Source organism: Rhizobium sp. L43, assembly GCF_002531725.1.
Classification (GTDB): Bacteria; Pseudomonadota; Alphaproteobacteria; order Rhizobiales; family Rhizobiaceae; genus Rhizobium.
In genome coordinates this window covers 27053-53175 of the sequence record NZ_NWSQ01000036.1, presented here as the reverse complement: position 1 = coordinate 53175, position 26123 = coordinate 27053, and the positions used below count along the sequence as shown (strand labels likewise).

Here is a 26123-nt window from a genome sequence, read left to right as displayed (position 1 = left end):
GCGCGATGGCATCGGCCAACCAACGGCCTGAAACGCATTAGATTCGAAAGCTTCACATACTCTGAGGTGCGCAGGCCAATGGCCGGAGCCTCGAAGGGCACGCTCCAGCGCTGCTTCCTGCATCCATCCACCGCCGCCTCCAAAAATCGAATGCAGTTTTCATTAACAATCACGCATAAATCCAAGGGTGCCGGCGTCTCCTGCCAGGGATGCGTTGTTCTTAGCGGACTTACCGCCTTGCACTCGGCCGTTTGGTCGGGCAGGTTGGCGGCGCGATGACCGATTCAAGGAGGCCGATGTGGCGCGAAGCTACAGCGTCTATGACGTGTTCACCGATCGAAAGCTTGCGGGCAACCCGCTGGCGGTGATCTTCGACGGAGACGATCTCAGCGAGGAGGCGATGCAGGCGATCACCCGGGAGATCAATCTCTCGGAGACGGTTTTCGTGCAGCCTTCCAACAATCCGGCCTATGCGGCGAAGCTCCGGATCTTCACGCCCGGCCGCGAACTGCCCTTTGCCGGTCATCCGACGGTCGGCACGGCGATTGCGCTCGCTGAACGCACCCATGGCGACACGAACCGCGATCTCGTCACCGTGCTCGAGGAAAATGTCGGGCCGGTGCGCTGCGCCGTGCGGCTGCGGGAGGGCGAGGCGAGCTTTGCCGAATTCGACCTGCCGCGCAAATCGCAGCAGGCCGTCATGCCGCTCGACAAGCTCGGCATGGCCGATGCGCTGTCGCTGAAGGTCACCGAGATCGGCTTCGAAAATCACGTGCCGTCGATCTGGAGCGCCGGCGTTCCCTTCCTGCTCATTCCGGTGCACGATGTCGGCGCCGCGCAACGGGTGGAATTCGATCCGCAGCTCTGGGAAAAGATCGTGCCCTTCGTCGACGGTGCGCTTGCCTCGGCTTATGTTTACTGCCGCGGCGGCGTCAACCACGTGGCGAAGTTCCATGCGCGCATGTTCGCCAGCGGCATGGGCATCGCCGAAGACCCGGCCACCGGTTCGGCGGCAGCCGCACTCTCCGGCGCGATCCATCATTTCGACCGGCTGACGGACGGGCATCACCCGATCATGATCGAGCAGGGTGTCGAGATGGGCCGGCCCTCCTTCATCCATCTGCATATCGATGTCGATGGCGGGGCGATCTCCAACGCCCGGATCGGCGGCCAGGCGGTGCGATTGGCGAGCGGCACTCTCGACCTTTGATTTCATCAGAGCGCCGCGCGTCCGATAGGCCGCGCCAAGGACGCTCTATGACTTTGAATCCGCGGATAATCATTCCGAAAATCGGTTCTGATTTTCGGGGCTGCGTGCTGCATTTCAGCGATGCCGAAAAATCTTTGCAATTAACCAAAGAAATTTCGCCGATATGCTGGACAAGCCTGCCGATCCTGTTTATACGCCCCGTCACACCGCGCAGCCAAGCGCGGACGGGTGATTAGCTCAGTTGGTAGAGCAGCTGACTCTTAATCAGCGGGTCGTAGGTTCGAGCCCTACATCACCCACCAAATCTCTTGATAAGATTGATGTATTTGCATTCAGGCCGGATTTTCCGGCCTGCTGGAAATCATTCCGGAAGCGGGCGATTTGGTTCGCACTGGCCGCATGCATGCGCTTGCCCTATCTTCCTCTCATACACTGGAGGGGGCCATGAAAAGCGTCATCTTCGCTGTCGTCTTGTCTCTGCCGCTGCCTGCGTTTGCCGCCGGGGTGATGCAGATCAAGGCGGCGGATCACAGCTGCGGTGAGATTGCGCAGATCATCCGTCAGAACAAGAAGGTCTTTGTCCGCGTCGGTTTCGGCGGGCGCAGCTTTCGTTATCCGCCGGCTCAATGCAGCCTGGGCGACATGCGAAGCACGGCCAGTTTCCGCGACGGCGGGGGAAAGCAATGCGTTCTCGATTACGCCTGCATCTACGACCCCGCATCGTCCTATAATTTCCCGTGATATTCGAACGGCAGGATCGATAAGCGTCTCAGTCGCGGTCGGTCGGCTTTACGCCGAGGAGCCAGAGACCTCCGAGGATGAATATCACCAGTGCCGCCATGGCCGCCATGGGCGGTCCGTATTCCGAGAAAGAGTTGGAGGTGTCGAGGGCGGCGACGTGTGTGGCCGCGATGGCAAGCTTTGCGGCGATCAGAAGGGCAAGCGCACCGTTTCTGGCGTATCGCCCGATCCTGCGCCAGTCATACAACGCATCATTCCCGGGCGCTGGAGCGGCCTCGATCCGCTTTCGCTCGGGTAATGCGGGGCGCCTGCGTCCAAAGGTCGGTTTTAACGGATGGATGGGCTCCGGCATGATCGATTGCGCGGTAAATTTCGCTCGGGCGGTTTACAGGCTATCATTCGCGGTGTTGAAGGCTGGCGGTAGGGGCGCATATGCCCTACCTCCATCCTCTCATGTCCAGGAGTTTCCATGAAAAGCCTTGTTCTGGCCGTCGCGCTGTTGCTTCCTTCCGCAGCCCTCGCCGCCGAGGCGGTGGAGGTCAAGGCCAGGGATCACAGCTGCGGCGAGCTTGCGCAGATCATCCGCCAGAACAAGAAGGTCTTCGTGCGCATGGGCTTCGGCGGCCGCAGTTTCCGCTATCCGCCGGCCAGATGTAGTCTGGGCGATAAATACGACACCGCGAGGATCAAGGACGGCGATGGCAAACTCTGCCTGCTCGACTATGAGTGCGTGTACGATCCGCAATCCTTCTACAACAGGATTCCCAAGTAGGTCCCCGAGCCAAATCTTGTCGAACGCGTCGAACCGCGAGAGGCCGAGCCAGGTTGGCGGACGGCGAGGACAAGAAAAAAGGCCGGGCGAAATTCGCACCGACCTTCCTCGATCTGTCTCAACGGCGGCTGCCAGTACATCCGTGGTCAGCCGTCGGAGACAAATTACATGAGTGGTATGTAAGGTTAGCCTGAAGAGGTTCAAGGGCCACGCGGTAAAAAAGATGCCCAAGCCGGCGCATGACCCTGGGAATGGAGATCGTTTTCCCGATCATGCGCCAGAGACCGTCCCCAGGGTGTCGTGTCCGACACGCCAGGGAGGTATTCGTTCCTTGTGCCGAGCAGGGTTACTGCTGAGCAGGGGCAGCCGGCGGCGTGGCCGGAGCCGGAGTTGCTGGTGCCGGGGCGGGCGTTGCGCTGTTGTCGGTCGGAGCGATCGGTTTGACCGGCACCGGCTCGGATTGGGTCGTGGAGGCTGTCGTGTCCGGGGATGTGCCGGGGGTGCTCCACTGCGAATAGGCGAATGCAGCGACAGCGATCACGGCCAATGCAGCGACCCAGACAACCCACGTATTATTGGCGCGCGCGGCAGGCGTGGTGCGCAGGTCCAGATTTGGGTTCAGCGGGCGGTTCGGGTCGTTGGCATTATTGGGGTCGTACGTCATGGTACTTTCTCCTCTTTCGGTGAGAGAAGAATGCCGAAGTGGGCATTTTGTTCCATGCGGGTGCCGGGAAGCGGTTGCCAGCAGGGGTTTCCCGGCCGCAGCCGACCCGAATCGACAGCCGATGCCGCCCGGCTTGCCGACGGACCGTGGCCTTGGTTCACCCACCGAAGTCGCTTCCGCTTCGACATGAATGTTGCGCAACCCTTTTCCATGCAAGCGCCCGCTTGACACGAGGGGGTGTGTTTGCGCATGGTTTTGTCATGGGGTTGCGATCATCCCACGAGGCGTCATGCTGAAGAATCGCGTCCATTAAACCCGATCAACGGAGGACGCGTCATGCCGTCATTTCTCGAAATTTCTCCCGACAAGCTCAATCGCCTCATCGGGACCCCCGGTGCGCCTGCCGTCATCGACGTGCGTACGGAGGAGGACTTCGCGCTCGATCCGCGCCTGGTTCCGGGCTCGATCCGGCGCGACCATGCCGAGGTTGCCTCCTGGGCCGGCAGCATCGATGCGGATGCCGTCGTGGTGGTCTGCCAGAGGGGCGCCAAACTCAGCCATGGCGTTGCCGCCTATCTCAGACATGCCGGGATCGACGCCGAAAGCCTCGAAGGCGGCTTCGAAGCCTGGATTGCAACGGGACCGGCGGTGCCTGAGGAAAAGCTGCCGCGCCGCGACGCGCAGGGACGCACCGTCTGGGTAACGCGGGCGCGGCCGAAGATCGACCGCATCGCCTGTCCCTGGCTGATCCGGCGCTTCGTCGATCCGGCCGCCGTCTTCCTGTTCGTGCCGGCGCCGGAGGTTTTGGCCGTCGCCGAGCGTTTCGGGGCCGTGCCCTTCGATATCGAAGGGGTGTTCTGGAGCCATCGCGGCGAGTTCTGCACGTTCGATGTGATGATCGAGGAGTTCGGGCTGGCATCGGAACCGCTGCTGCGCCTGGCGCGGATCGTCAGGGCGGCGGATACCGCAAGGCTCGATCTCGCGCCGGAGGCGCCCGGTCTGCTGGCCGCATCGCTCGGCCTCTCCAGGATGTATTCCGACGATCTCGAGCAACTCGAGGCCGGAATGCTTCTCTACGACGCCTTCTTCCGCTGGTGCCGGGACGCGACCGAGGAAACCCACAACTGGCCCACGCCGAAGAAGAGGGCATGAGATGACCGAGATGACGGACAGTCCGCTCATGGGACAAGCGGGAGGCCAAATGCAGGGGAAAGACGCAGGCGAGAGACATCACCACGGCGTCTCCTTCGGCGAGGCCGTCAAGGTGTGGATGCGCGTCGCTGCCCTGAGCTTCGGCGGCCCGGCCGGCCAGATCGCGGTCATGCACCGGATCGTCGTCGACGAGAAACGATGGATCGGCGAGCACCGTTTTCTGCATGCGCTGAACTATTGCATGCTGCTCCCCGGACCCGAGGCGCAGCAGCTCGCCATCTACATCGGCTGGCTGATGCATCGCACGCTGGGCGGTGTCGTCGCCGGCCTGCTATTCGTGCTGCCGGGATTTCTGTCGATCCTTTGCCTCAGCTATATCTACGCGGCCTATGGCAGCGTCGGCATCGTCGCCGGCCTGTTTTTCGGGCTGAAGGCGGCGGTGCTTGCCGTCGTCGTGCAGGCCGTCATCCGCATCGGCAGCCGTGCCCTCAGAAACAACATCATGCTCGCAATTGCGGCAGCGGCCTTCATCGCCATCTTCTTCTTGCACGTGCCGTTCCCGCTGATCGTGCTGGCCGCCGGTTTTGCGGGCTTCCTCGGCGGCCGGTTCGGGCTCGCCGCCTTCAGCCCTGGCGGTGGCCACAAGGCAGGAAGCGGAGCGGTACTGTCGGATGCTGAGTCCGCGCTCGGCGAGGGCATACCGGCGCATGCGCGCCCTGATCTTGCCTGGTCGCTGCGCATCTCGGCAGTGTTGCTCGCCCTCTGGCTCGTGCCCGTCGCCGCGATTTACGTGTCCCTGGGGCCAGGCGACGTCTTCAGCCAGATCGGCCTATTCTTCAGCCAGATGGCCGTCGTCACCTTCGGCGGGGCCTATGCCGTGCTTGCCTATGTCGCCCAGGAAGCCGTGCAGCATTTCGGCTGGCTGAAACCCGGCGAGATGCTCGATGGTCTCGGCATGGCCGAGACGACGCCGGGGCCGCTGATCATGGTCGTCCAATTCGTCGGCTTCATGGGGGCCTATCGCAATTCCGGCACGCTCGATCCGATGTTCGCCGCCACGCTTGCTGCGATCCTGACGACATGGGTGACCTTCGTGCCCTGTTTCCTCTGGATCTTCCTTGGCGCGCCCTTCATCGAAAAACTGCGCGGCAACGCAGCGCTGGCGGGGGCGATGTCGGCGATCACGGCGGCCGTGGTCGGCGTTATTCTCAACCTCGCCATCTGGTTCGGCGTGCACACGCTGTTTGCCGAAGTCGCGGCCGTCCAGCTCGGCGGGCTGCGGCTCGATATTCCCGTGCTGCAATCGGCCGTGCCGGCGGCAATGGCGCTGTCGGCCGCCGCCGCCATCGCGATCTTCCGGTTCAGGACGTCTGTTATCACGACGCTGCTTGCCTGCGCGATATCAGGAATGCTCTGGACGCTGGCCGTGAGATAGAGTCTTTCCGGCCAGAATGGTACGATCCGACCGGGAATTGCTCTAGGCTTCCGCCCCGTCCGCGGGGATGCGAGTGGCGAGCATCTTGTCGATGCGCATGCCGTCCATATCGAGCACTTCGAAGCGCCAGTTATCGAAGACGAAGGTTTCGCCGGCTTCGGGGATATGCTGGAGCTGGTGCAGCGCAAAGCCCGCAAGCGTATGGAAATCGGCATCCGGACGGTCGCGCAGCCCCAGCCGTTCGAAAGCGTCGAAGGCCGGCATCATCGCATCGATCAAGAGCGATCCGTCTTCGCGCACAACGATGTCGGGCTCTTCATTGGATCCCGGCAGGTCGCCGGCGATGGCTTCGAGCAGATCGGTCTGGGTGACGATGCCTTCCAGGCTGCCATACTCGTCGATGACGATGGCGAGCCGGACAGGCGAGGCCTTGAAACTATCGAGCACGCGCACAACCGAGGCGCCCTCATGCAGCACCAGCGGCTGCTTGATGACTGCCATCGGCCGGACCTTGCCGCCGTCGAGAACCTGGTCGAGAAGGTCCTTCTTCAACACCATGCCGATCGGTTCGTCGATCGAGCCGCGGGCGACCAGCAATTGTTCGTGGCTGCATTCGCGGATGGTCTTCAGGATCTCGGCTTCGCTGTCGTCGGCGTCGAACCATTCGATATCGAGACGCGGCGTCATGATATCGGAGATCGGCCTGTCGCCGATGTTGAAGACCCGCTCGACGAGCTGCTGCTGCACCTGGTTGAGAAGGCCGGCCTCCTGGCTCTCGGCCACCAGCAGCTTGAGTTCCTGCGGCGAATGGAACGACGATTCGCCGGTGCCGGCGCGAAGACCCACGCCCCTGAGCACGAGGTTGCCCATGCCGTTCAGCGCAAAGATTGCCGGCTTGAACAGCACCAGGAACAGCCCAAGCGGACGCACGACGGCAAGCGAGGTGGCTTCGCTGCGCTGAAGCGCCAGGCTTTTCGGCGCGAGTTCGCCGAGCACGATGTGCAGTGCCGTGATGATGACGAAGGCAATGACGATGGCGACGGTATGTGCACCTGTTGTCGCCCATTGTCCGGGCAGCCAGGACAGCAGAGGCTCGATCAGGTGGGCAAGCGCCGGTTCGCCGACCCAGCCGAGGGCGAGCGAGGAGATGGTGATGCCGAGCTGGGTGGCTGCGAGGTTGGCGTCGAGATTGTCGACGGCGCGCTGGAGAGCGGAGGCATTCATGCGGCCCGCCGCGGCAAGTTCGGTGACACGGCTGCGCCTTACCGACACCAGCGCGAATTCGGCGGCGACGAAGAAGCCGTTGGCGGCCACGAGAAGCAACACGGCTAGTATCCCGACATAGTCGAAGAGCCCGCCCGCGGATTCGGACATGTTTTCCCTACCTCTGAATTGACGCGAGTCCGAAACTACACGCTCGGGCCGAGGTAGCAAGGCGCAGCCGCCATTCTTGCCGTTGGGGATGCCGATGCCGGCTTGCCGTCATCAGGATCTCGCCTGCGATTCAACCGGCGGGGAGAGCATGACCGCTGCTGCGGCACTCATCTTTTCGGCGCTTCGAAGAGTTCGATCGGATTTCCGGCCGGGTCTTCGAGCAGGATCTGCTTGCCGCCTATGCCCTGGAAGATTTCGTTGCGAAACCGCGCGCCCGCCTGGCGCAGCGCGGCGACTTCCGCCGCCAGGTCCGCGACCTCGATCTGGATGCGATTCCATCCGCCCGGTTCCGGTGTTCGCCCGTCGGGCATTGCCTGGGACGCGCCGCCCGGTCCCACCATGCCGCTGACGAGCAGACGAAAGCCGTCCCTGGTCAGGATGGCGAAGCTGGGCGCGGGGTGAAGCGCGACGGTGAAGCCGAGATGTCTCGTGTAGAACTCCAGCGCGGCGTCGACGTCGTCGACGATATAGCGCATGCTGATGCCGGGCATGGTTTCCTCCATCATCTTTTGCGTTGTCTCGAACGCCCTCGCGGCGTCCGACGGCGCCAAGGGCGTGATCGGATGGGGGCAAAGCGTTCGACGACTTTGAATCTGCGCTCAATCCTTCCGGAAATCGAATCCGCTCTGTGGACGACGTGCCGACTTCGGCAAAACGGCGGTTCGTCAAGATGTGTGAGCTTCATCTAAAATACAAGAATCCGGCCTCAAAGCACCGGATTCCATTACGAAAGTTTAATTTAAGTTTCAGTTTCGGTTCATCTTTTCAGCCCTAGTTTGTTCGCGTGCCCAACACTGAGGAACTCCACATGAAAAAGATCTTTGCAGCTCTTCTTTCCGCCTCCTTCCTTCTCTCGCCGATGGTCGTCTCCCAGGCCAGCGCCGACGATTATCGTCGCCCGCCTGTCGTGCACAAGCGGGTGATCGTTGAGAAGACTGTGGTACGGCCGCATTGGAAGAAGGGATACCGCGTCAACGCCAGCGAGCGTCGGCGGTTCTCCGATGTCAACGACTACCGCCGCTACCGGCTGGCGCCGCCGCCGCGCGGCTATCGCTGGGTCCGTGCCGACAACGACTACCTGCTGATCGGCGTCACCAGCGGTGTTATTTCCAGCATCATTGCCGGCCGTTGATCGGTGGATGGATGAGAAAGGGGCGGCTTCGGCCGCCCTTTTTCCGGTTTCGGTAAGGCATAGAGATTCCGGCCACTAGTGAGAGTTTGTCTGGGCATTCCGTCCGGCATAGAACTTTGCCTCGATCGGCATCATCGCTCTCCCCACGCTCCCTCATTCCTGTGCCTGTCACAGGAATCCAGCCACCGCGCGTCTGCGCGGTGAATGACTCAATGCTGGTTTGACAAGAGTCTTCCGCGCCCAAGGACTTGGGCGCGCTGGATCCCTGTGACGAGCACAGGGATGAGGGAGATAGAGGTGAGGCTCTTGCCAGACTTCTGCAGCTTAGCGGAATGGGCGCGGTATGGTGGCGGGAGGAGACTGCAAAACCAAGCGCGCTTTGTCGGGGAGACGCCATTCGCCTATCCTCCCGTCGTTCCGGCTCGCGGCATCACCCGATCGGCGATGATGCCGAGCAATCCCTTGGTCTTGCGCGGCGCCTCAGCGTCCGGCTCATGCGTCAGCGGATGCAGCCCCTCGATCGGCGGCAGAGGATCGCATTCCTGGCAGAAGCAGCGGTAGGGTTTGATTGCCGTCGCCTTCATGCTGCCTGGCGGTTCCAGTTGGCGAAGGGGTCGGGCAGGTTGCGCCAGCGCTCCGGTACAAAGACATCCGTCCTGATGAGACAGGCGTCGAGTTCCTTCCTGATCCAGATCTCGTCCATCGGGTCGGCGCCGATGAAGACGATTTCCTGGCGGCGGTCGCCCCAGACGGGGTCGAGATAGGGGCCGATGGCGCTGAGGAAGCCTGGTTCCTCAGGCCATTGTTCGCGCGGCACCGCCGCCCACCACAGGCCCATCTTGCCGGTGCGCACGATCGCGCCCGCCTGGCTGATCTCGCCGACGTGATGCGGCCGCGTCGCCAGCCAGAAGAAGCCCTTGGCGCGCACCACGCCCGGCCAAGTCTTGTCGAGGAAAGCCTGCAGCTTTGCCGGATGGAAGGGCCGCTTTTCCCGATAGACGAAGGAGCGGATGCCGTATTCCTCGGTCTCCGGCACATGATCGCGGAAGCCGTGCAATTCCTTGTACCAGAGCGGATGGGTCTCGGCCTTGTCGATATCGAAGCGGCCGGTGCCGAGCACCTCCTTGAGCGCCACCTTGCCGAAATCGGCTTCGATCAGTCTCGCATCCGGGTTGAGGCCGGTGATGATCTTGCGCGCGGCGTCGCGTTCCGTCTCGCTCGCCGTGCCGACCTTGTTCAGCACGACGACATCGGCGAATTCGATCTGCTCGACCAGCAGATCGACGATGGTTCTGTTGTCGCCTTCGCCTGCCGTCTCGCCGCGGTCGGCGAGGAAATCGGCCGAGGCATAATCGGCGAGCAGATTGGCGGCATCGACGACCGTCACCATCGTATCGAGCCTTGCGAGGTCGGAAAGGCTCTGGCCGTCCTCGTTGCGGAATTCGAAGGTGGTGGCGACGGGCAGGGGCTCGGCGATGCCGGTGGATTCGATCAGCAGATAGTCGAACCTGCCCTGGGTGGCGAGATCGCGCACCTCCTTCAAAAGGTCGTCGCGCAGCGTGCAGCAGATGCAGCCGTTGGTCATCTCGACAAGCTGCTCCTCGGTGCGCGAGAGATTGGCGCCACCGTCGCGCACCAGGCTGGCATCGATATTCACCTCGCTCATGTCGTTGACGATGACGGCGACGCGCAGACCCTCGCGATTGGCGAGTACATGGTTGAGCAGCGTCGTCTTGCCGGCGCCGAGGAAGCCTGAAAGCACGGTGACGGGAAGTCTGTTGTCCATGGGAACCTCATCGGTTTTTTATTAATGTTATATCATTACATGCATTGCGCCGAAAAAAGGCGGAACGGGGGTGTCCGCCTCTTTCCGCTTCGGCTTTCTCCACAGCGCCGCGTGTCCCGCAGGACGCGCAGCGCGGCGCATGACGATCATGCGCCGGAGAGGCAGCCCTTCATGCTGTTGGCAATGCCGCGCATGAGGGTGAAGTAGAGATCGGGGCCAGCCTTGAGCGTTGCGGCTTCAGGGTCGAGCACGCCTGACCTGGCCCGCGTGCCTTCGATGACCACATCGACGAGGCGCGGCTCGAACTGCGGTTCGGCAAAGACGCAAGTTGCGCCGAGTTGCCCGACCTTGCTGTGGATTTCCGAAACACGCTCGGCGCCGGGAATAGTTTCCGGGCTGACGGTGATCGAGCCGGCGACCCGGATGCCATAGCGATGCTCGAAATACTGGTAGGCATCGTGGAAGACGATGAAGGGCTTGTCCTTGACGGGAGCGACGATGCCCCTGATCTCGGCATCGAGCGAATCCAGCCTATCGTCGAGCGCCTTGGCGTTGCCTTGATAGGTCAGTGCATTGGCGGGATCGGCGGCGACCAGCGTCGTAGTGATCATGGTGGCCATCGCCTTGGCATTCATCGGGTCGAGCCAGAGATGCGTGTCGAAGGCGCCGTGGTCATGGTCATCAGGGGCATGATCGTGACCATCGGCGGAAGCAGTTTCGTGCTCCGCGGCATCCCCGTCATCATGCGGCTCGAAAGCACCGCCCTCGCGGAAAGGCAGCTTGGTCAGCCCCGGGGCGTTGTCGAGTTCGACGACGCTGGCGTCCGAGCCCAGCGCCTGCAGCGGCTTTTCGAGGAAGGCTTCGAGGCCGGGGCCGACCCAGAAGATCACCTTGGCGTTTTGCAAAGCGCGGGCGTTCGAGGGCTTGAGATTGTAGGTGTGCGGCGAGGCGGCGCCATCGACGATCAGCTCCGGTTCGCCGACACCCTGCATGATCGCCGAAACCAGCGAATGGATCGGCTTGATCGAGGTGACGACGACAGGCGCATCGGCTGCTCGTATCGTTCCAGCAAAGAACAAGGCGGGGATTGCGACGCCCATGATTGCGAGAGCCGGCATGTTGAGGGCTGACCTCAAGGCACGTTGCATCGGTATGCTTCCCTTGAATTACAATTGTTATGTTATTACATCAATTGCGTTATGCTATAACGTGTGCAATAGCAGGACGCAACAGCACTTTCGGAAAATTTGATGCTCTCTCCCGCAAAGACCCCCGGTGGTATCAGGGCCGAACCGCTGGTTTCGCTTGAAAATGTCGGCGTTCTCAGGAACGGCCGCTGGCTGGTGCGGGGCGTCGATTTTTCCGTGTCGCGCGGTGAGATCGTCACGCTGATCGGGCCGAACGGCTCCGGCAAGTCGACGAGCGCCAAGGCGGCGATCGGCGTGCTGAAGCCCGACGAGGGCAGGGTGGAACGCAAGGCCGGCCTCAAGGTCGGCTATGTCCCGCAGAAGCTCACGATCGACTGGACGCTGCCGCTTTCGGTGCGCCGGCTGATGACGCTGACCGGCCCGCTGCCCGAGCGCGACATGCGCGCCGCACTCGAAGCCGCCGGCATCGACCATATGCTCGATGCCGAGGTGCAGCACCTGTCCGGCGGCGAATTCCAGCGGGCGCTGATGGCGCGCGCCATTGCCCGCAAACCGGATCTGCTGGTGCTCGACGAGCCGGTGCAGGGGGTCGATTTCTCCGGCGAGATCGCCCTCTACGATCTCATCAAGTCGATCCGCAACGCCAGCGGCTGCGGCATCCTGTTGATCTCGCACGATCTCCACGTCGTCATGGCCGAGACCGACACCGTCATCTGCCTCAATGGTCATGTGTGCTGCCGCGGCACGCCCGAATCCGTCAGCCGCAGCCCGGAATATGTGCGCCTGTTCGGCAGCCGGGCGGCGCAGACGCTGGCCGTCTACAGCCATCACCACGATCATACGCATCTGCCGGATGGGCGCGTACAGCACGCGGACGGCACGGTCACCGATCATTGCCATGCCGACGATGGCCATCATGCGCATGACCACAGTCATGATCATGACCACGAGCATGCCGGACATGACCACGGGAATGCTGGACATGACCACGCTCATCCGCACGCCCATGAGCATACAGCGGGAGATCGCCATGCTTGACGATTTCTTCGTGCGCGCCATCCTTGCCGGTGTCGGGCTGGCGCTGACGACGGGGCCGCTCGGCTGCTTCATCATCTGGCGGCGCATGGCCTATTTCGGCGATACGATCGCCCATTCGGCGCTGCTGGGCGTCGCACTGTCGCTGCTCTTCGAGCTGAACCTGACGCTTGCCGTCTTCGCCGTCGCCGCCCTGGTATCGGTGCTGCTGCTTTTCCTGCAGAAGCGCCAGGCGCTGTCGGCCGATGCGCTGCTCGGCATCCTCTCGCACGCGACACTGGCGATCGGTCTCGTCATGGTCGCCTTCATGAGCTGGGTGCGGATCGATCTCATCGCCTTCCTGTTCGGCGATATCCTTGCCGTCTCGACGACCGACATTACGCTGATCTGGGGCGGAGGGCTCTTCGTGCTCGCGGCGATGGCCTGGCTGTGGCGGCCGCTCCTGGCGGCCACCGTCAATGCCGAGCTTGCCGAAGCCGAGGGGCTTAGACCTGAGCGGGCGCGACTGTTCTTCATGCTTTTGATGGCCGTCGTCATCGCCATCGCTATGAAGATCGTCGGCATCATGCTCATCACCTCGCTGCTGATCATCCCGGCAGCCGCGGCACGTCGCTTTTCGTCGACGCCGGAGATCATGGCGGTGCTCGCCTCGCTGATCGGGGCGGCCGCCGTCGTCGGCGGGCTGTTCGGCTCGCTCACCTACGACACGCCCTCCGGTCCCTCGATCGTGGTCGCGGCGCTGATCCTCTTCATTCTCAGCCTGCTTCCCCGGCGCCACCGCGCGGTCATGCAAGGACAAGGCTCATGACGACACCGCAGCTCACCAAGAACCAGTCGCTGGTTTTCGACGTGCTCGAAAAGGCCGAAGGCCCGCTCAGCGCCTACACCATCCTCGACAAGCTGCGCGACCATGGTTTCCGCGCGCCGCTGCAGGTCTACCGGGCGCTGGAAAAGCTGCTCGAATACGGCGTCGTGCACCGACTGGAAAGCATCAATTCCTTCGTCGCCTGCGCCCATCCTGGCGACGACTGCCACAGCCACGGCATCGTCGCCTTCGCCATCTGCGAAAGCTGCGGCCAGGTGATGGAGTTCCACGATCATGAAGTCGACCACCGCCTGATGGCCTGGGTGCGCGCGCAGAAGTTCAAGCCCGAAAAGACGACGATCGAGATCCGCGGTCTGTGCGAGGCCTGTGCGGCGTAAGACGCGCGGGCCGGAATGAGGTCGCTTCACCTCCCTCATTGCTGCGCTTGTCGCAGGAAACCATTCACCGGCGTCCGCGCGGTGAATGGATTCCATGCATGCAAAAATTATCTTCCTGAAAGCGGTGGAGCCGACGGCAACTCAACGTGACAAAAGATGAGGCCGGAAACCGGCCTCATCTTTTGCAATCTTTCGCTGGTCGAGTTTAATCCCGGCCGGCATTAGGTCAGCCCTTGTTGTCGCCCTTGCCCTGGCCGCCATTGTCGCCCTTGCCCTTGCCCTGGCCGTCGTTGTCGCTCTTGCCCTGGCCGTCGTTGTCGCTCTTGCCCTGGCCGCCATTGTCGCCCTTGCCCTGGCCGTCGTTGTCGCTCTTGCCCTGGCCGCCATTGTCGCTCTTGCCGGGACCGCCGTCGTCGCCCTTGCCCTGGCCGCCATTGTCGCTCTTGCCGGGACCGCCGTCGTCGCCCTTGCCCTGGCCGCCGTTGTCGTTCTTGCCCTGACCGTCGTTGTCGCTCTTGCCGGGACCGCCGTTGTCACCCTTGTCCTTGCCACCCTTGCCGCCGTGATCGTCCTTTCCGTGGTGGCCCTTGCCATCCTTGCCATGGTCGCGGTCTTTTCCACCCTTGCCGCCGCCGTGATCATCGCGGTCCTTACCGCCGTGATCGTCCTTTCCGTGGTGGCCCTTGCCATCCTTGCCGTGGTCGCGGTCTTTTCCGCCCTTGCCGCCGCCGTGATCATCGCGATCCTTGCCGCCGTGGTCATCTTTTCCGTGGTGGCCATCCTTGCCGGGGTCTTGATCTTTTCCACCAGTGTCGTCGCCTTGATCTCCACCGGTGTCGTCGCCTTGATCAACGCCTTCGCCGCTGCCACCGCTCTTGCCATCACCGTCATCGCCATCATTCCCATTGCTGGCGACCGAGCCGGTGTTGGATGTCTTCTTGCCGCCGCCAATACCTTGGCTGCCGTGATCGCTGTCGTTCGGGCTGAACTTGCTATCGGCCTGAATTGCTCTGGTCGGCATGCACAGCCTGTATTCGAGTGTGCCGCGAACCGCGGTGTTGCAGTTAACGACCGTCGGGGCGGCCGTTGCCAGACTGCTGCTTGCCAGAAGGGAAGCAACGGCAAGGCCGAATTTCGATGCTCTGCTGATCATTTCACTCATCTCCCAAGGTTAACCGAATGTTAATTGGGAGATCATTTATACTAACGATGAATTAATACGAAGAACAAAGAATGGTTAATCTGTTTCAATCATCTAATACAGTTAAATTCTCAAGTATAAAATTTTAATAAATTTTATACTGACTGTGTTATTCTCTCGTTACGAACAGAGGGAATCGGCTATGAAGCGTCTCCTTTCTCTTGCTGCCTTTTTGGTGATTATTCCGCATTTTCAAGCAGTTGCCGGATCGTCTCTGCCTGTGACGCGAAGCATCGGAGCGCCGGTGGGATTCGCCGGGGCCTGCGCCAAGTACAAGTGGCTGTGCGGCAGGGTGGCGGTGCAACAGTTGGACGAGCAGGCTGCGATTGCGCTGCTTCAAAAGGTCAATCATGCCGTAAACGGACGTATCGTTTCGGCAGAAGATCGCTCGTCTTCCGGAAACGGGGATGTCTGGTCTCTGCCGGTTGCCGGCCGTGGCGACTGCGAGGACTACGCCCTCCAGAAGATGAAGGACCTGATCGAGGCTGGTTATCCATCGAACAGGTTGGCGCTTTCCGTGGTCATCGGACCGCATGATCAAAACCACGTCGTTCTCGTTGCCCGGACGGACCGCGGCGATTATGTGCTCGATAATCTGACCGGCGGCGTGAAGCCCTGGCGCATGACCGGCTATACATTTCTGGCCACCCAGGATTTCCAATCGCGAACGGGTTGGCGCGTGACGCTTGCTGGTCCCCGCGCAGGTGAGTTCTCCTGAAGTGAAACTATCGAGGCGGCGCGCTCGCCGCTGGCAAGTGCAGATCCCGGCGCTATCTTTGCCTGAGAGCCCTAGCCAGGACGATCGTGTGACGAAAACCGAACTCGCGGAGATATATCGCGGCTACATCGCCTGCCTGAACAGGCAGGACTGGTCCAATCTCGGGCAGTTCGTCGGCGACGATGCTGTTCATAACAGCCGGCGGCTCGGGCTGTCGGGTTACGTCGCCTTGCTCGAGCGGGACTTCGATGACATTCCAGACCTTTATTTCAAGGTGCTGATGCTGATCGCCGACCCGCCTTACGTGGCTTGCCGGTTGGGCTTCGATTGCACGCCGAAGGGAAAGTTCCTCGGCCTCGAGTTGAACGGCAGGCAGATTTCCTTCACTGAGAACGTCATCTACGAATTTCGCGGCGGCAAGATCGTCGAGGTCTGGTCGGTCATCGACAAGGCGGCGATCGAAGTCCAGCTTCGTCACGATCGGTAGCAGGTTGCGGTAAATTCGACGAAGAATTGTGTGCTCGACGGGTGGCTCGGCGAGTGTTTGGTGTAAGAATCGGAAACACTTTGTGACTAAGTGTCTCCAAAAGCTGCGTTTTTCGACTTGCTGCGGGCGACGACATGACGGATATTGTTTAGACGTTGAGGAAGCCGTCATGATCAGAATGATTGAAAACCCTGCCGAGCTGGCTGGCGAAGATATCACCGGCAAATATATTCTCCGGAAGCTGAACTATCATTGGTTCGCTTACGGCAAGGCAGCTATCGTGACCGCTTGCAAGGGAACGATCCTGCATCTCCAGCGGGAAGAGACGGTCTATTCCGAGCGTTGGGGCCGCCGCGCCTATACAGGCACCGGCAAACGTTATCCCGGCGGCATCTGTCCGATTTCGGCGGTCGCCTGCGTTTGCGATACGCCCGACGACGTCAATGCCGTCATCCAGCTGGATGTCGAAGCGCAGGACGAATTCTATCAGCTGATCGCCAAGGCCGAAGCCAGGGTTCAGGCGCTTGCCGCTTCCTCACGAAACAGCCAGTTTCTCGAAGCCGCCGAGTAGGGCGGTTTTTTCGATGAAATCCGCCAGGTGCAGCGTCCTTCTGTGCGTCTAAAGACGCGTAGCGCTGTAATGGAACGGAGCGCGATCATGACGCAGCGAGACACTCGGCTCGGTCACGCATTCGCCGCGGCACCATCGCTCGGATCGCTCGCCATCACCATTGCGGTCATGTTTGCCGCGTTGTTCTGGCCAGCCGGCACGCTCGACTGGCCGCGCGGCTGGATTTTTCTCGGCCTGTTCCTTGTGCTGACTGTTGTCGCAGTCATCTGGATCTGGCGGACGAATCCGGAGCTTTTTGCGGCGCGCAGCCGATACCAGAAGGGTACGAAACCCTGGGACGCCGTGGTGGCGACGCTGACGATCATTCTCTTTGCCGCCATTCTTCCGGTCGGCGCATTCGACGACGGGCGTTTCCACTGGGCACCGCAGCCCGGTTGGGTCGTCCTCATCGGTTATCTCCTGATGACATCAGGTTATCTCGGCCTGACCTGGGCGCAATCGGTCAACCGGCATTTCGAGCCGACGGTGCGCATTCAGACCGACCGCGACCACAAGGTGATCGACACCGGACCCTACGCCGTAATCCGCCATCCCGGATACGCAACCGCCATCGTGCTCAGCGCCGGCATGGCGCTGTCGCTTGGATCGCTCTACGCGCTGATCCCCGTCGGCCTGCTTGTCGTCGTCCTGTTCGGCCGCACACTCGGCGAGGAAGCCGAACTGCGCAAGGGCCTCGAAGGCTATGCGGACTATATGGCGCGTGTGCGCTGGCGCTGGATTCCGGGAGTCTGGTGAGTGGAGAGGGGGCTTCGCCACCCGCCCCCGCCTTCGAGGCTCCGGCCTTTGGCCTATGCGCCTCAGGATGAGGGCCAATCGGAGTGCCGTGCGGCTGGGGGCTGATGGATGCGCTGTGTGTCTGGCAAGCTGAGGCGTTCGCGACTGTCATCCGCTGCCCTCACTCCAGCCTCATCCTTGTACGCCCCGCAGGGGCCTCGAAGGACGGGACTGGCCACCCGCCGAATGACAGCATCATCCGATCTGTTTGAGATCGCGGGCGAAGCGTTGCCAGTTGGCGACGTAGTTTTCCGCCGAGCGGCGGATGGCTCCGACTGCCGCCTCGTCGAGCATGCGCACGACGCGGGCGGGCGTTCCGACGATCAGGGAATTATCGGGGAATTCCTTGCCTTCGGTGACCAGCGCATTGGCGCCGACGAGGCAGTTGTTGCCGATTTTCGCGCCGTTGAGGATGGTAGCGCCCATGCCGATCAGCACATTGTCGCCCAGCGTGCAGCCGTGAAGGATGGCGTGGTGGCCGATGGTGCAGCCTTTGCCCGTTGTCAGCGGGAAGCCCATGTCGGTATGGGCCATCACGCCTTCCTGGACGTTGGTGCCTTCGCCGATTGTGATCTTCTCGTTGTCGCCGCGCAGCACGGCGCCGAACCAGATGCCGACATTCTCGCCGAGCTCGATCTGGCCGATAATGTTGGCATCCGACGCGATCCAATAGAGGCCGGCGGCGGGCAGTTTCGGCGTCGATCCGCCGAGCGCATAGACGGGCATGGCTCTCTCCTCAGACGACCTCGACCGACAGGGTGGGGATGCCGTCGATGCCGCAATTGATGCGATCGCCCCTGGCAACCGCCCCGACACCGGCGGGCGTGCCGGTCATGATGATATCGCCTGGCGCCAGGGTGAAAAGCTTCGATAGTTCGGCGATGATCTCCGGCACCTTCCAGATCATCTGGTTGAGATCGCCGTCCTGAACGCGTTTGCCGTTCTGTTCCAGCCAGATCCTTGCCTGCGCGGGGTGGCCGAGGCTGCTTGCCGGAACGATTGGCGACACGGGGGCGGAATGTTCGAATGCCTTGCCGACTTCCCAGGGACGGCCGAGCTTCTTGGCCTCGCCCTGCAAGTCACGACGGGTGAAATCGATGCCGACGGCATAACCGTAAATGCAGTCGAGCGCGTCGGCGGCCGGAATGTTCGCACCGCCGGATTTCAGCGCCAGCACACATTCGACTTCGTAATGCACGTCTGATGACAGCGGCGGATAGGGAAAGGCGTTGCCTGCCGGCAGCAGGTTGTCGGCATTCTTCTGGAAGAAGAAGGGCGGCTCGCGGCTGGGATCATGCCCCATCTCGATCGCATGGTCGGCATAGTTGCGCCCGACGCAATAGACGCGACGCACCGGAAAACGCTCGGCGCTGCCTTCGACCGGCAGCAGAACCGGTGCGGGACGCGGAATGACGGTGGCGGGATGGGGCATGGGCGGTTCTTCCTGTTTTCGAGTCTGGCGTTCATCTTAGACGCAAAACGGCATGCCGGGGAAGCGTCCCCGGTGTCCGGCTTCGGTCCTTGACGGTGTCACGGTCGCAGGTTAACGTTTGATATGAGCAGGATTTTTGCAGTTTCGACAATGTCTACGACCACCGCGCCGCGGTGGGTGGTAGACGCGTGAACTGAATTCCGTTCATCGCTGTTAAGACCAACCCGCCGGAGACGAGCGGGTTTTTTGTTGCCGCCCGTGTCCCGCATTCGAGGACGAGATCGTGGACGATATCCAAAAACATATGCTCGCCGAGCGGGCGCTTGCCGCTGGCCGTCGCTGTGTCGCCAGCCGCTTTGCCGGCGCCGCTTTCGTTTTTGTGACCGGTTCCCTCATACGCGGTGAAGGAACCGCCTTTTCGGATATCGATCTGGTCGTCGTATTCCCGACGCTGGAAAGAGCCTGGCGGGAATCGTTCACGGAGGACGGGTTTCCCGTCGAGGCCTTCGTCCATGATCCGCAGACGCTGGCGCATTATATCCATCAGGACGCGGATAGCGGCTATCCCATCATGGGCAATATGGTCGCGACGGGCAGCATATTGGGGCCGGATATCGAGCGAGCGCGCCTCATCCAGGCGAATGTGGCCGGCATGCTGGCGGCGGGCCCGAAGCCGCTTGCCGGCGAAAACTATGACATGCTGCGCTATCAGGTGACCGATCTCGTCGACGATCTGCGTGGAACGCGCCCGCCCGAAGAGGTCGCGGCGATCGCTGCGCTACTCTATCAAAAGCTCGCCGATCTCATTCTGCTCGGGCGCGGCGCATGGACCGGCCGGGGGAAGTGGGCTCCCCGTCTTATGCGGAAGCTCGACGCACAACTGGCAGCCGAATTCGACGTAGCGTTCAGGCTGGCAACGGCGGGTGACGGCGCCCGATTTCTGGCTTTGGCCGATCGGGAGCTTGCCTCGCATGGCGGTCGCTATTTCGAGGGGTTTAAGCAGGACGCGCCGCTGGAAGCGCGCCGCCTGGAATAATCTGGTATCGATCGCGTTGCCGAGTTTGAAAATTGGATGGAAGATGCTTGAGAGCAAATTCAAGGGTACCTTGCAGCCCGCAGTGAGGCGCACTGACAGATTGCGCCTCAGAATTCCCGCGGAAGGGGATATCGATTTCCTGACGCGACTTTTTTCGCGACCGGAATTGGTCGCACACCGACCGGTGCCCCGGCCCGATACGCCGGAGGAAAGTGCAGCGCGGCTCGCGCGCGACATCGCCCATTGGAAAGATCACGGGTTCGGGCGTTGGGCGGTCGAGGCGGACGGTACGCTGATAGGGTTCGGCGGTGTGACCGTTTCCAAGCAATTCGACGGCCTCAACCTTTCATATCATCTGCAACCTGAAAGCTGGGGGCATGGCTATGCTACGGAATTGGTCAGGGAATCTCTGACATTTGCCGTCGACGATCTGCAGACGGATCGCGTGATCGGGTTGGTTCGCTCCGCCAATGCCGCTTCGAAACGCATTCTCGAAAAATGTGGTTTTATCTTCGAACGTGAGGTGATGCTGCACGGGGCGCCCACCAACATGTACGCCACCGGCAGTTTCCGGACTTAAATGGCAAATGCCAATCGCATTCGCACAAGCGTTCACGCTCGCGAGGTCATCCAGACACCCACCAATGTCACCGCCAGCCCGATGAACATCGTTGCCGTCAGCGGCTCGGAAAACAGGGCCCAGGCCCATAACATGGTGACGGGCGGGCTGAGGTAGATCGCGGCGCTGACCTGCGCCACCGGGAACAGCCGAAGACTGGTGTAATAGACCGAATAGGCGGTAAAGGTCGCGATCAGCACGAGCCATGCCATGCCGGTGGCGAAATCGGCAGTCATCGGCGGGATCATGTTGCCCTGCATGAAGGCGCAGAACGAAAACAAGGCCGAGCCGGTCAGGGTCTGGATGCAAAGGCTCTGATGGACAGGCATATGCTCCTCGCGCCGCCGTCTATAGAGAACGGAGGCGAGGGCGAAAACCAGCATCGACCCGGCCGTCAGCCCGTAGGCCCAGAGCGGAGCCTCGCCGAAGCTTAGGCTTTCGAGCGAAACGAGCAGAACGCCGGCCACGGCGGTTGCCGTTCCCAGCCATTGCCGCAATGTCAGCCGTTCGCCCAGGAGGGGTTGCGACAGGCACGCAATCGCCAGCGGCAAGAGGTCGGAAATCAGCGCGACCAGCCCCGTCGGCACGCGCTGCTCGATGGCGAGTGCGAATCCGCCGAGATAGAGGAAGACCGACATCACGCCGAACAGCATCTGGTCCAGCACACTGCGCAGATGCATCCTCGGCCCGATGGTCAGCGCGAAGGGCAGCAGTATCAGTCCCGACAAAAGCGTGCGCCAGAACAACACCAGGATAACGCTCGCCTCCTCGCTGGCGTAGCGGATGCCGACGAAACCGGAACTCCAGCTGATCACCAGAAGCGTCGCCAGCACAGGCCAGAGGAGAGGATGTCGTTGCGGCTCGGGCCGGGCGATGGTTTGATCGGTCATGACATACTCATTTCGATAGGTTCTGCTTTGGCGTAGGCCATGCCATGCGCCATTGCACATGACAAATTTCGATCGCGGCATGACAAAATTATTGTTTTGTCGATGGCGACTTGTCAGGCCCGCCAGCTCCATGCATGGGTTTTGCGACACAGTGAGCCGAGGGCGTCACCTTGACCGAATTCAACAGCCGACGATTGGAAATAGACGCGTTGCGGGTCCTGTGGTCCGTTCGCCGTCACGGCGGGGTCACCCGCGCCGCCGAGGCGCTCGGTCTCTCGCAATCGGCCGTCAGCCATAAGATCAAGCGCCTCGAAGTCAGCCTCGATTGCGACCTGCTCAGCCGCAAATCGGGCGCGGGCATGTTCACCGCCGCCGGCGAGGACTTGCTTGACTATGCCGAGCGTATCCTTGGCCTTCATGACGAAGCGCTTCTCAGTCTGACGAAAACGCCGCTCGCAGGGCGCATCGCGCTGGGGCTGACCGAGGACACGACCTGCACGGACCTTGCCCGCATATTGGGCCGGTTTCGCCGTCTCCACCCTGATGTCGCCGTGCGCACCAAGGTCAGAATGAGTCTGGTCCTCAGGGCGATGCTGGAGCGGGGAGAGCTCGACGCTGCGTTCGTACAGATCTTTGCCCATGAGGTTCGTCCGACCGATATCGTCCTTTTCCGGGAGCAACTCTACTGGGTGAAGCATCCCGATTTGCCATTGCCGCTAAGTGGTCCCATTCCATTCCTGTCTTTCGACGACGAATGCTTCTATCGGCAGTGGGCGCTTGATATCGGGCAGGACGGCGACACTCTTTTCGAGACGGTGTTCGAATGCGCCAGCGCCGCCGGAATCGTCTCGGCCGTCACCTCGGCCCTCGGCGTGGCGCTTCTGAACGGGCGCCACCTGCGCCCCGAGATGGAAATCATCACCAACCGCCTGCCCACACCTCCTGCCCTGGCCTATGTCGTGCGCCGCGCCAGAAAGGCGCGAAATCCCGCGCTCGATACGCTGGTCGCAGAAATCGAGAATGAAGTCAGCCGTTACGGCGGCCTGACCTTGGCGAGCTGAAGGGGTGGGACATGCCTGGAGCGGTTCAGCTTTTAACGGAAGCGCCGAACCGCTCTATCCTTTTGTTTTTAAGCAATTCTCCAGCAAAATCGCTTCGCGCTTTGCCTGGGAAAACCGCTTCGCACTTTCTCGGAATTTCTCTAGCCAAGAGCGCTTTGCTCGGCGCAAATCCTGTCGATCAGAGCGTCGAGCTCACCCCTTGGTGGACGGCTTTTGGCCAGGCGCTGCTTAAGGTGCATGATCGGCTCGGCCAGGATTTCATCCAGGCTCTCGGCGCAAGTGAAGTCGCCCGCCACGCGCTTGACCTTGGAATTGTCGAAGATGGCCGTCCAGGCCTTGTCGCCGACAAGCGGGCCTATCCAATCCGGATTGTACCTGATCAGCGTGTCCGTCGGTATGTGGACGATCTTGGCTTCTACGCCCAGCAATCTTGCGATCGTCTTTTGGATATCGTCCCAGATGTAGGCGCGATCGGAGGTGATGTGGAAAACCTCGCGGAGCGCTGCCTGTTTGCCGAAAAGGCCGACGAAAGGTACGGCGAAATCGACCGAACGGGTCAGTGTCCACGGTGTGTGGCCGTCGCCCGCGACGATGGTGGGCTCGCCGTCGAGCATGCGCCTCGCCATGATGTCGCTGTCGCCCATCATGATCGGCAGGCCGGTGCGAACGGTGTGGCTGGGACGGACAATGGTCCAGGCGAGATTGCCGGACGTCTTGAGCAGTTCCTCGCAGGCGATCTTCGCCTGGCTGTAGGGCCAGTAGGGATTGATCGCCGGCGTCTCCTCGGTGATCACGTAGTGACGCGGCGGCTTTTCGTAGACCGAGGCCGAGGAGATGAAAATGTACTGGCCGCAACTGCCCGAGAACAGCTCGATGTCGCGCGCCACCTGATCCGGCGTGAAGGCGATGAACTGGCAAACGACATCATAATTGGCTCTGGCGAGATCGGCGTAGGCGGTCGATCCGAGCTCCCCGACGATCGAGGTCACCCCGGCAGGCAAGGAAGCGCTTCTCAGGCCTCTGTTATAGACGCTGACATGATGGCCCGCGGTCACGGCACGCTCGACGCACGGATAGGAGATCTGGCCGGTGCCGCCAATGAAGAGAACTTTCAAAGCCATGGGAGTGACCTCGGGGTCTATGGGCGGGAACTGTGATCACTCTTCATAGCGCGAAAGAAAGTGGTCGTCTCCCGCAAATCTCGTGCGCCGGGACCATGGAACGGAGCGGTGACCGGCGGCGGCAATAATCTCAGATCGCCGCCGCCGGGCAGCGCCTATGCATGTGCGTTGCGATAGGCAGCGACGACGAGCCAGATCGAGGACAGCAGGAAGTAGAATGCGCCGAACCCGGCATAAGGCACGATATCGAGGATCGTCGGCGCGTCGGCGCCAAACGACTGGCTGATCATAAAGCCGCCGGCGAGGGCCGATTGCGCGCCGCTCAGGATCATGACCCATTGGGCGCCGTAGGTGCGCCAGCGCCTTACGCCGGTATAGAGCTGCAACAGGCCCGAGAGGATCGCCCAAGCTCCGAACACGGCGAGGACGGCGTAGATGCTATTGCTGAGCGCGATGATGACGGCGAGCGCCGTGACCGTGCTAACGGCGACATTCAACGTCTGAGACGGATTGGCCTGCAGGCCGCCATTGACCCGGGCGTCGATCAGATTGGCCAGCGCATCCCACAAGGGATAGATCACCAGCAGAAAGGCCGCGGCGCGTGGCTGCCCGGACAAGAGGATGGCGGCGGCAATCCAGATCAGCGAGAAGGCGGCGCGGGTGAAATAGTAGGATCGCAGCCAGTTGGACTGGAGAGAAGAATGAGTTTGCATGGCAAGTTCCTTCGTGTTTGCCATCCTACTAGTAGGTAGACAAAATATCGGAGTCAACGCATCGCGCGCACACCTTCTTGTGAAGGCAGCGATACGGCGACAGGCTTGACAATCTGCCTACCAGAAGGTAGGCGACGGCATGAAATCAATGGCTTCGACGTCCGACAAAATCCTCGACATCGCGCAGTCGCTCATCGTGGCGGGAGGCTACAACGGCTTCAGCTATGCCGACATCTCGCTTGCGATCGGCATCAGGAAGGCAAGCATCCACCATCATTTTCCCACCAAGGCCGAGCTGGTCTCGGTCCTGGTGGATCGCTACAGGAAGCAGGCGGAGGCGGGTTTGCAGTCTCTGCGCGAGCAGGCCGCAAGCCCTGCCGATCAGTTGCAGTTCTACGTTAACTATTGGCACACATGCATTCGCGACGCCTCGCAGCCCTTCTGCCTCTGCGCGATGCTCGCCAGCGAAATGCAGATGCTGCCGGAAGAGGTCGCCTCCCGCGTCCGCGCCCATTTCCAGAGTCTCGCGGCATGGCTTACCTCGGTGCTGCAGGCCGGAGTCGAGCAGGAGCTGTTCTACCTGGACACGCGGCCCGAACAGCAGGCCCAGATGCTGATGGCCTCGGTTCACGGGGCGATGCTCTCTGCGAGGGCCCTCGGCGATCCCGGACTGTTCATCACAATCATCGCCCCTGAGGTTGCGAGGCTGCGGGTACAGGGTCGCTGAAGGGGCTGTCGGCCCAAGATCGGGCATGGCCGCATAGGCTGTCGGATGTCTCCTGCTCGAAAACGAGCCAAAACGCGCAATTCCATGCTAGTCTCGCAAGCCATCAGCGGACGGAGGGCGTTGGCAATGTTGGAGACGGACAAGGTGTTTGCCGGCTCGGTTCCGGAAAATTACGACCGCTATATGGTGCCGTTGATTTTCGAGCCCTACGCTGCGGATCTTGCGGGGCGGGCGGCGTCCTTTTCGCCTGGCGCCATTCTGGAAACCGCCGCCGGCACCGGCGTCGTTACCCGTGCATTGGCGCCAAGGCTGCCGTCCGGCGCAAGCTATGTCGTCACCGACCTCAACCAGCCGATGCTCGATTACGCCGCTTTGCGGCAAGCGCCCGACAGCCGCATCCAGTGGCGCCAGGCGGATGCTCTGGCGCTGCCGTTCGAAAATGCGGCCTTCGATCTCGTTTGCTGCCAGTTCGGCGCGATGTTCTTTGCCGACCGTCCGGCGGCCTATCGCGAGGCAAGGCGGGTCCTGAAATCGGGAGGCCGTTTTTTGCTGAGCGTGTGGGATCGCATCGAGGAAAACGTCTTTGCCGATGAGGTGACGCATGCTCTCGCCAGGATTTTTCCCGACGATCCGCCGCGCTTTCTGGCGCGCACGCCGCACGGCTATCACGACAAGGAGCTGATCCGCTCCGAGCTCACCGGCGCGGGCTTCTCCCATGTGATGATCGAAACGAGGGCCGAACAAAGCCGCGCACTTTCGCCCAGCATTCCGGCCGTCGCCTATTGCCAGGGAACGCTTCTTCGCAACGAAATCGTGGCCCGGGACCCGACAAAACTCGACGCTGCGACCGACTATGCCGCATCCGCGATTGCAGAAAGACATGGTGGTGGCGAGGTTGCCGCCAAAATTCAGGCACATGTCATCGTGGCTGTGGTCTAGCTGCTGGATCCGAAGCAAATCGATAGCGACGGCACGTTCGCTTCGAGCCGACAGGTGTCCTT

Annotated in this window: 32 protein-coding genes and 1 tRNA gene; 20 read left to right on the top strand and 13 right to left on the bottom strand. The window is 61.6% G+C overall.

Annotated features, from left to right (window positions below; all coding sequences use genetic code 11):
* The first annotated feature begins 298 nt into the window (after positions 1 to 298).
* The 4 genes from CO667_RS30955 to CO667_RS30945 all read left to right on the top strand — a co-directional run bounded on the left by CO667_RS30955 (position 299) and on the right by CO667_RS30945 (position 1951).
* Positions 299 to 1210, top strand: coding sequence for a PhzF family phenazine biosynthesis protein (locus tag CO667_RS30955; protein ID WP_097621977.1), 912 nt, complete (start codon positions 299 to 301; stop codon positions 1208 to 1210).
* A 47-nt stretch (positions 1211 to 1257) separates the two neighbouring features.
* Positions 1258 to 1446 carry a hypothetical protein gene (locus CO667_RS35090; protein ID WP_143540771.1) on the top strand — a complete coding sequence of 63 codons (189 nt, stop codon included), beginning with the start codon at positions 1258 to 1260 and terminating at the stop codon, positions 1444 to 1446.
* Positions 1437 to 1512: transfer RNA gene (locus CO667_RS30950), tRNA-Lys, on the top strand. Before CO667_RS35090 ends, CO667_RS30950 begins: the two co-directional genes overlap by 10 nt.
* Before the next feature lie 142 nt (positions 1513 to 1654).
* Positions 1655 to 1951, top strand: a complete 297-nt coding sequence (locus CO667_RS30945; RefSeq protein ID WP_097621976.1) for a hypothetical protein — start codon at positions 1655 to 1657, stop codon at positions 1949 to 1951.
* A 28-nt stretch (positions 1952 to 1979) separates the two neighbouring features.
* On the opposite strand, the gene CO667_RS30940 is transcribed toward CO667_RS30945, so the two are convergent.
* Positions 1980 to 2198 carry a hypothetical protein gene (locus CO667_RS30940; RefSeq protein WP_245433369.1) on the bottom strand — a complete coding sequence of 73 codons (219 nt, stop codon included), beginning with the start codon at positions 2196 to 2198 and terminating at the stop codon, positions 1980 to 1982.
* Positions 2199 to 2420: 222 nt separating this feature from the next.
* Here CO667_RS30940 and CO667_RS30935 point away from each other — a divergent pair, with 222 nt between their 5' ends.
* Positions 2421 to 2723 (top strand): hypothetical protein, encoded by a 303-nt coding sequence (locus CO667_RS30935; protein WP_097621974.1) that lies wholly within the window; start codon positions 2421 to 2423, stop codon positions 2721 to 2723.
* A gap of 346 nt (positions 2724 to 3069) precedes the next feature.
* Here CO667_RS30935 and CO667_RS30930 read toward each other — a convergent pair whose 3' ends face one another.
* Positions 3070 to 3387 carry a hypothetical protein gene (locus CO667_RS30930; RefSeq protein WP_097621973.1) on the bottom strand — a complete coding sequence of 106 codons (318 nt, stop codon included), beginning with the start codon at positions 3385 to 3387 and terminating at the stop codon, positions 3070 to 3072.
* A gap of 336 nt (positions 3388 to 3723) precedes the next feature.
* Here CO667_RS30930 and CO667_RS30925 point away from each other — a divergent pair, with 336 nt between their 5' ends.
* Positions 3724 to 4539 (top strand): chromate resistance protein ChrB domain-containing protein, encoded by an 816-nt coding sequence (locus tag CO667_RS30925; RefSeq protein ID WP_097621972.1) that lies wholly within the window; start codon positions 3724 to 3726, stop codon positions 4537 to 4539.
* A gap of 1 nt (position 4540) precedes the next feature.
* Complete coding sequence (gene chrA / locus CO667_RS30920; protein ID WP_097621971.1) at positions 4541 to 5974, top strand: chromate efflux transporter; 1434 nt, start codon at positions 4541 to 4543, stop codon at positions 5972 to 5974.
* A 42-nt stretch (positions 5975 to 6016) separates the two neighbouring features.
* Here chrA and CO667_RS30915 read toward each other — a convergent pair whose 3' ends face one another.
* Both CO667_RS30915 and CO667_RS30910 read right to left on the bottom strand, forming a co-directional pair.
* Positions 6017 to 7348: a hemolysin family protein gene (locus CO667_RS30915; protein ID WP_097621970.1), complete on the bottom strand. Its 1332-nt coding sequence runs from the start codon at positions 7346 to 7348 to the stop codon at positions 6017 to 6019.
* A 167-nt stretch (positions 7349 to 7515) separates the two neighbouring features.
* Positions 7516 to 7899, bottom strand: coding sequence for a VOC family protein (locus tag CO667_RS30910; RefSeq protein WP_097621980.1), 384 nt, complete (start codon positions 7897 to 7899; stop codon positions 7516 to 7518).
* Positions 7900 to 8216: 317 nt separating this feature from the next.
* Between CO667_RS30910 and CO667_RS30905 the strand changes: the two genes are divergently transcribed.
* Positions 8217 to 8540 (top strand): RcnB family protein, encoded by a 324-nt coding sequence (locus CO667_RS30905; protein WP_097621969.1) that lies wholly within the window; start codon positions 8217 to 8219, stop codon positions 8538 to 8540.
* 401 nt (positions 8541 to 8941) lie between these two features.
* On the opposite strand, the gene CO667_RS30895 is transcribed toward CO667_RS30905, so the two are convergent.
* The 3 genes from CO667_RS30895 to CO667_RS30885 form a co-directional block, all read right to left on the bottom strand.
* Positions 8942 to 9124 (bottom strand): hypothetical protein, encoded by a 183-nt coding sequence (locus CO667_RS30895; protein ID WP_097621967.1) that lies wholly within the window; start codon positions 9122 to 9124, stop codon positions 8942 to 8944.
* Positions 9121 to 10326 carry a zinc metallochaperone GTPase ZigA gene (zigA, locus tag CO667_RS30890; RefSeq protein WP_097621966.1) on the bottom strand — a complete coding sequence of 402 codons (1206 nt, stop codon included), beginning with the start codon at positions 10324 to 10326 and terminating at the stop codon, positions 9121 to 9123. Before zigA ends, CO667_RS30895 begins: the two co-directional genes overlap by 4 nt.
* Positions 10327 to 10472: 146 nt before the next feature.
* Positions 10473 to 11474, bottom strand: coding sequence for a zinc ABC transporter substrate-binding protein (locus CO667_RS30885; protein ID WP_097621965.1), 1002 nt, complete (start codon positions 11472 to 11474; stop codon positions 10473 to 10475).
* A 102-nt stretch (positions 11475 to 11576) separates the two neighbouring features.
* On the opposite strand from CO667_RS30885, the gene CO667_RS30880 reads away from it, so the two are divergent.
* The 3 genes from CO667_RS30880 to CO667_RS30870 are packed head-to-tail and all read left to right on the top strand — an operon-like array spanning position 11577 to position 13712.
* A complete protein-coding gene (locus tag CO667_RS30880) occupies positions 11577 to 12512 on the top strand; it encodes a metal ABC transporter ATP-binding protein (protein WP_097621964.1) in 936 nt (311 codons plus the stop codon).
* Positions 12505 to 13317: a zinc ABC transporter permease subunit ZnuB gene (gene znuB, locus CO667_RS30875; protein WP_097621963.1), complete on the top strand. Its 813-nt coding sequence runs from the start codon at positions 12505 to 12507 to the stop codon at positions 13315 to 13317. The genes CO667_RS30880 and znuB overlap by 8 nt, the downstream gene beginning before the upstream one ends.
* Positions 13314 to 13712, top strand: a complete 399-nt coding sequence (locus tag CO667_RS30870; RefSeq protein ID WP_097621962.1) for a Fur family transcriptional regulator — start codon at positions 13314 to 13316, stop codon at positions 13710 to 13712. The genes znuB and CO667_RS30870 overlap by 4 nt, the downstream gene beginning before the upstream one ends.
* A 226-nt stretch (positions 13713 to 13938) precedes the next feature.
* Here the strand turns inward: CO667_RS30870 and CO667_RS30865 are convergent, their stop codons facing one another.
* Positions 13939 to 14865 carry a hypothetical protein gene (locus CO667_RS30865; RefSeq protein WP_097621961.1) on the bottom strand — a complete coding sequence of 309 codons (927 nt, stop codon included), beginning with the start codon at positions 14863 to 14865 and terminating at the stop codon, positions 13939 to 13941.
* A gap of 190 nt (positions 14866 to 15055) precedes the next feature.
* Here CO667_RS30865 and CO667_RS30860 point away from each other — a divergent pair, with 190 nt between their 5' ends.
* The 4 genes from CO667_RS30860 to CO667_RS30845 all read left to right on the top strand — a co-directional run bounded on the left by CO667_RS30860 (position 15056) and on the right by CO667_RS30845 (position 17484).
* Entirely contained in the window at positions 15056 to 15631 is a 576-nt protein-coding gene (locus CO667_RS30860) for a transglutaminase-like cysteine peptidase (protein WP_097621960.1), read from the top strand.
* 88 nt (positions 15632 to 15719) lie between these two features.
* Positions 15720 to 16118 carry an ester cyclase gene (locus CO667_RS30855; protein ID WP_097621959.1) on the top strand — a complete coding sequence of 133 codons (399 nt, stop codon included), beginning with the start codon at positions 15720 to 15722 and terminating at the stop codon, positions 16116 to 16118.
* A gap of 169 nt (positions 16119 to 16287) precedes the next feature.
* Positions 16288 to 16689, top strand: coding sequence for a hypothetical protein (locus CO667_RS30850; protein WP_097621958.1), 402 nt, complete (start codon positions 16288 to 16290; stop codon positions 16687 to 16689).
* A gap of 87 nt (positions 16690 to 16776) precedes the next feature.
* The gene (locus tag CO667_RS30845; protein ID WP_179874255.1) at positions 16777 to 17484 is read left to right on the top strand and encodes an isoprenylcysteine carboxylmethyltransferase family protein; all 708 of its coding nucleotides are present in this window, start codon (positions 16777 to 16779) and stop codon (positions 17482 to 17484) included.
* 234 nt (positions 17485 to 17718) lie between these two features.
* Here CO667_RS30845 and CO667_RS30840 read toward each other — a convergent pair whose 3' ends face one another.
* Both CO667_RS30840 and CO667_RS30835 read right to left on the bottom strand, forming a co-directional pair.
* On the bottom strand, positions 17719 to 18249 hold the full coding sequence (locus CO667_RS30840) for a gamma carbonic anhydrase family protein (RefSeq protein WP_097621956.1): 531 nt from the start codon (positions 18247 to 18249) through the stop codon (positions 17719 to 17721).
* A 10-nt stretch (positions 18250 to 18259) separates the two neighbouring features.
* Positions 18260 to 18955 (bottom strand): fumarylacetoacetate hydrolase family protein, encoded by a 696-nt coding sequence (locus tag CO667_RS30835; protein ID WP_097621955.1) that lies wholly within the window; start codon positions 18953 to 18955, stop codon positions 18260 to 18262.
* Between the two features lie 283 nt (positions 18956 to 19238).
* Here CO667_RS30835 and CO667_RS30830 point away from each other — a divergent pair, with 283 nt between their 5' ends.
* The gene (locus tag CO667_RS30830; RefSeq protein WP_097621954.1) at positions 19239 to 19991 is read left to right on the top strand and encodes a nucleotidyltransferase domain-containing protein; all 753 of its coding nucleotides are present in this window, start codon (positions 19239 to 19241) and stop codon (positions 19989 to 19991) included.
* 43 nt (positions 19992 to 20034) lie between these two features.
* The gene (locus CO667_RS30825; RefSeq protein ID WP_097621953.1) at positions 20035 to 20571 is read left to right on the top strand and encodes a GNAT family N-acetyltransferase; all 537 of its coding nucleotides are present in this window, start codon (positions 20035 to 20037) and stop codon (positions 20569 to 20571) included.
* Positions 20572 to 20603: 32 nt separating this feature from the next.
* Here the strand turns inward: CO667_RS30825 and CO667_RS30820 are convergent, their stop codons facing one another.
* The gene (locus tag CO667_RS30820; protein ID WP_097621952.1) at positions 20604 to 21500 is read right to left on the bottom strand and encodes a DMT family transporter; all 897 of its coding nucleotides are present in this window, start codon (positions 21498 to 21500) and stop codon (positions 20604 to 20606) included.
* A gap of 170 nt (positions 21501 to 21670) precedes the next feature.
* Between CO667_RS30820 and CO667_RS30815 the strand changes: the two genes are divergently transcribed.
* Positions 21671 to 22561 (top strand): LysR family transcriptional regulator, encoded by an 891-nt coding sequence (locus tag CO667_RS30815; protein WP_097621951.1) that lies wholly within the window; start codon positions 21671 to 21673, stop codon positions 22559 to 22561.
* Between the two features lie 140 nt (positions 22562 to 22701).
* Here CO667_RS30815 and CO667_RS30810 read toward each other — a convergent pair whose 3' ends face one another.
* Positions 22702 to 23682: an SDR family oxidoreductase gene (locus CO667_RS30810; RefSeq protein ID WP_097621950.1), complete on the bottom strand. Its 981-nt coding sequence runs from the start codon at positions 23680 to 23682 to the stop codon at positions 22702 to 22704.
* Between the two features lie 155 nt (positions 23683 to 23837).
* A complete protein-coding gene (locus tag CO667_RS30805) occupies positions 23838 to 24395 on the bottom strand; it encodes a DUF308 domain-containing protein (protein ID WP_097621979.1) in 558 nt (185 codons plus the stop codon).
* 139 nt (positions 24396 to 24534) lie between these two features.
* Here CO667_RS30805 and CO667_RS30800 point away from each other — a divergent pair, with 139 nt between their 5' ends.
* Both CO667_RS30800 and CO667_RS30795 read left to right on the top strand, forming a co-directional pair.
* Positions 24535 to 25122, top strand: coding sequence for a TetR/AcrR family transcriptional regulator (locus CO667_RS30800; protein ID WP_097621949.1), 588 nt, complete (start codon positions 24535 to 24537; stop codon positions 25120 to 25122).
* A 126-nt stretch (positions 25123 to 25248) separates the two neighbouring features.
* The gene (locus CO667_RS30795) at positions 25249 to 26061 is read left to right on the top strand and encodes a methyltransferase domain-containing protein (RefSeq protein ID WP_097621948.1); all 813 of its coding nucleotides are present in this window, start codon (positions 25249 to 25251) and stop codon (positions 26059 to 26061) included.
* The last annotated feature ends 62 nt before the right edge of the window (positions 26062 to 26123 follow it).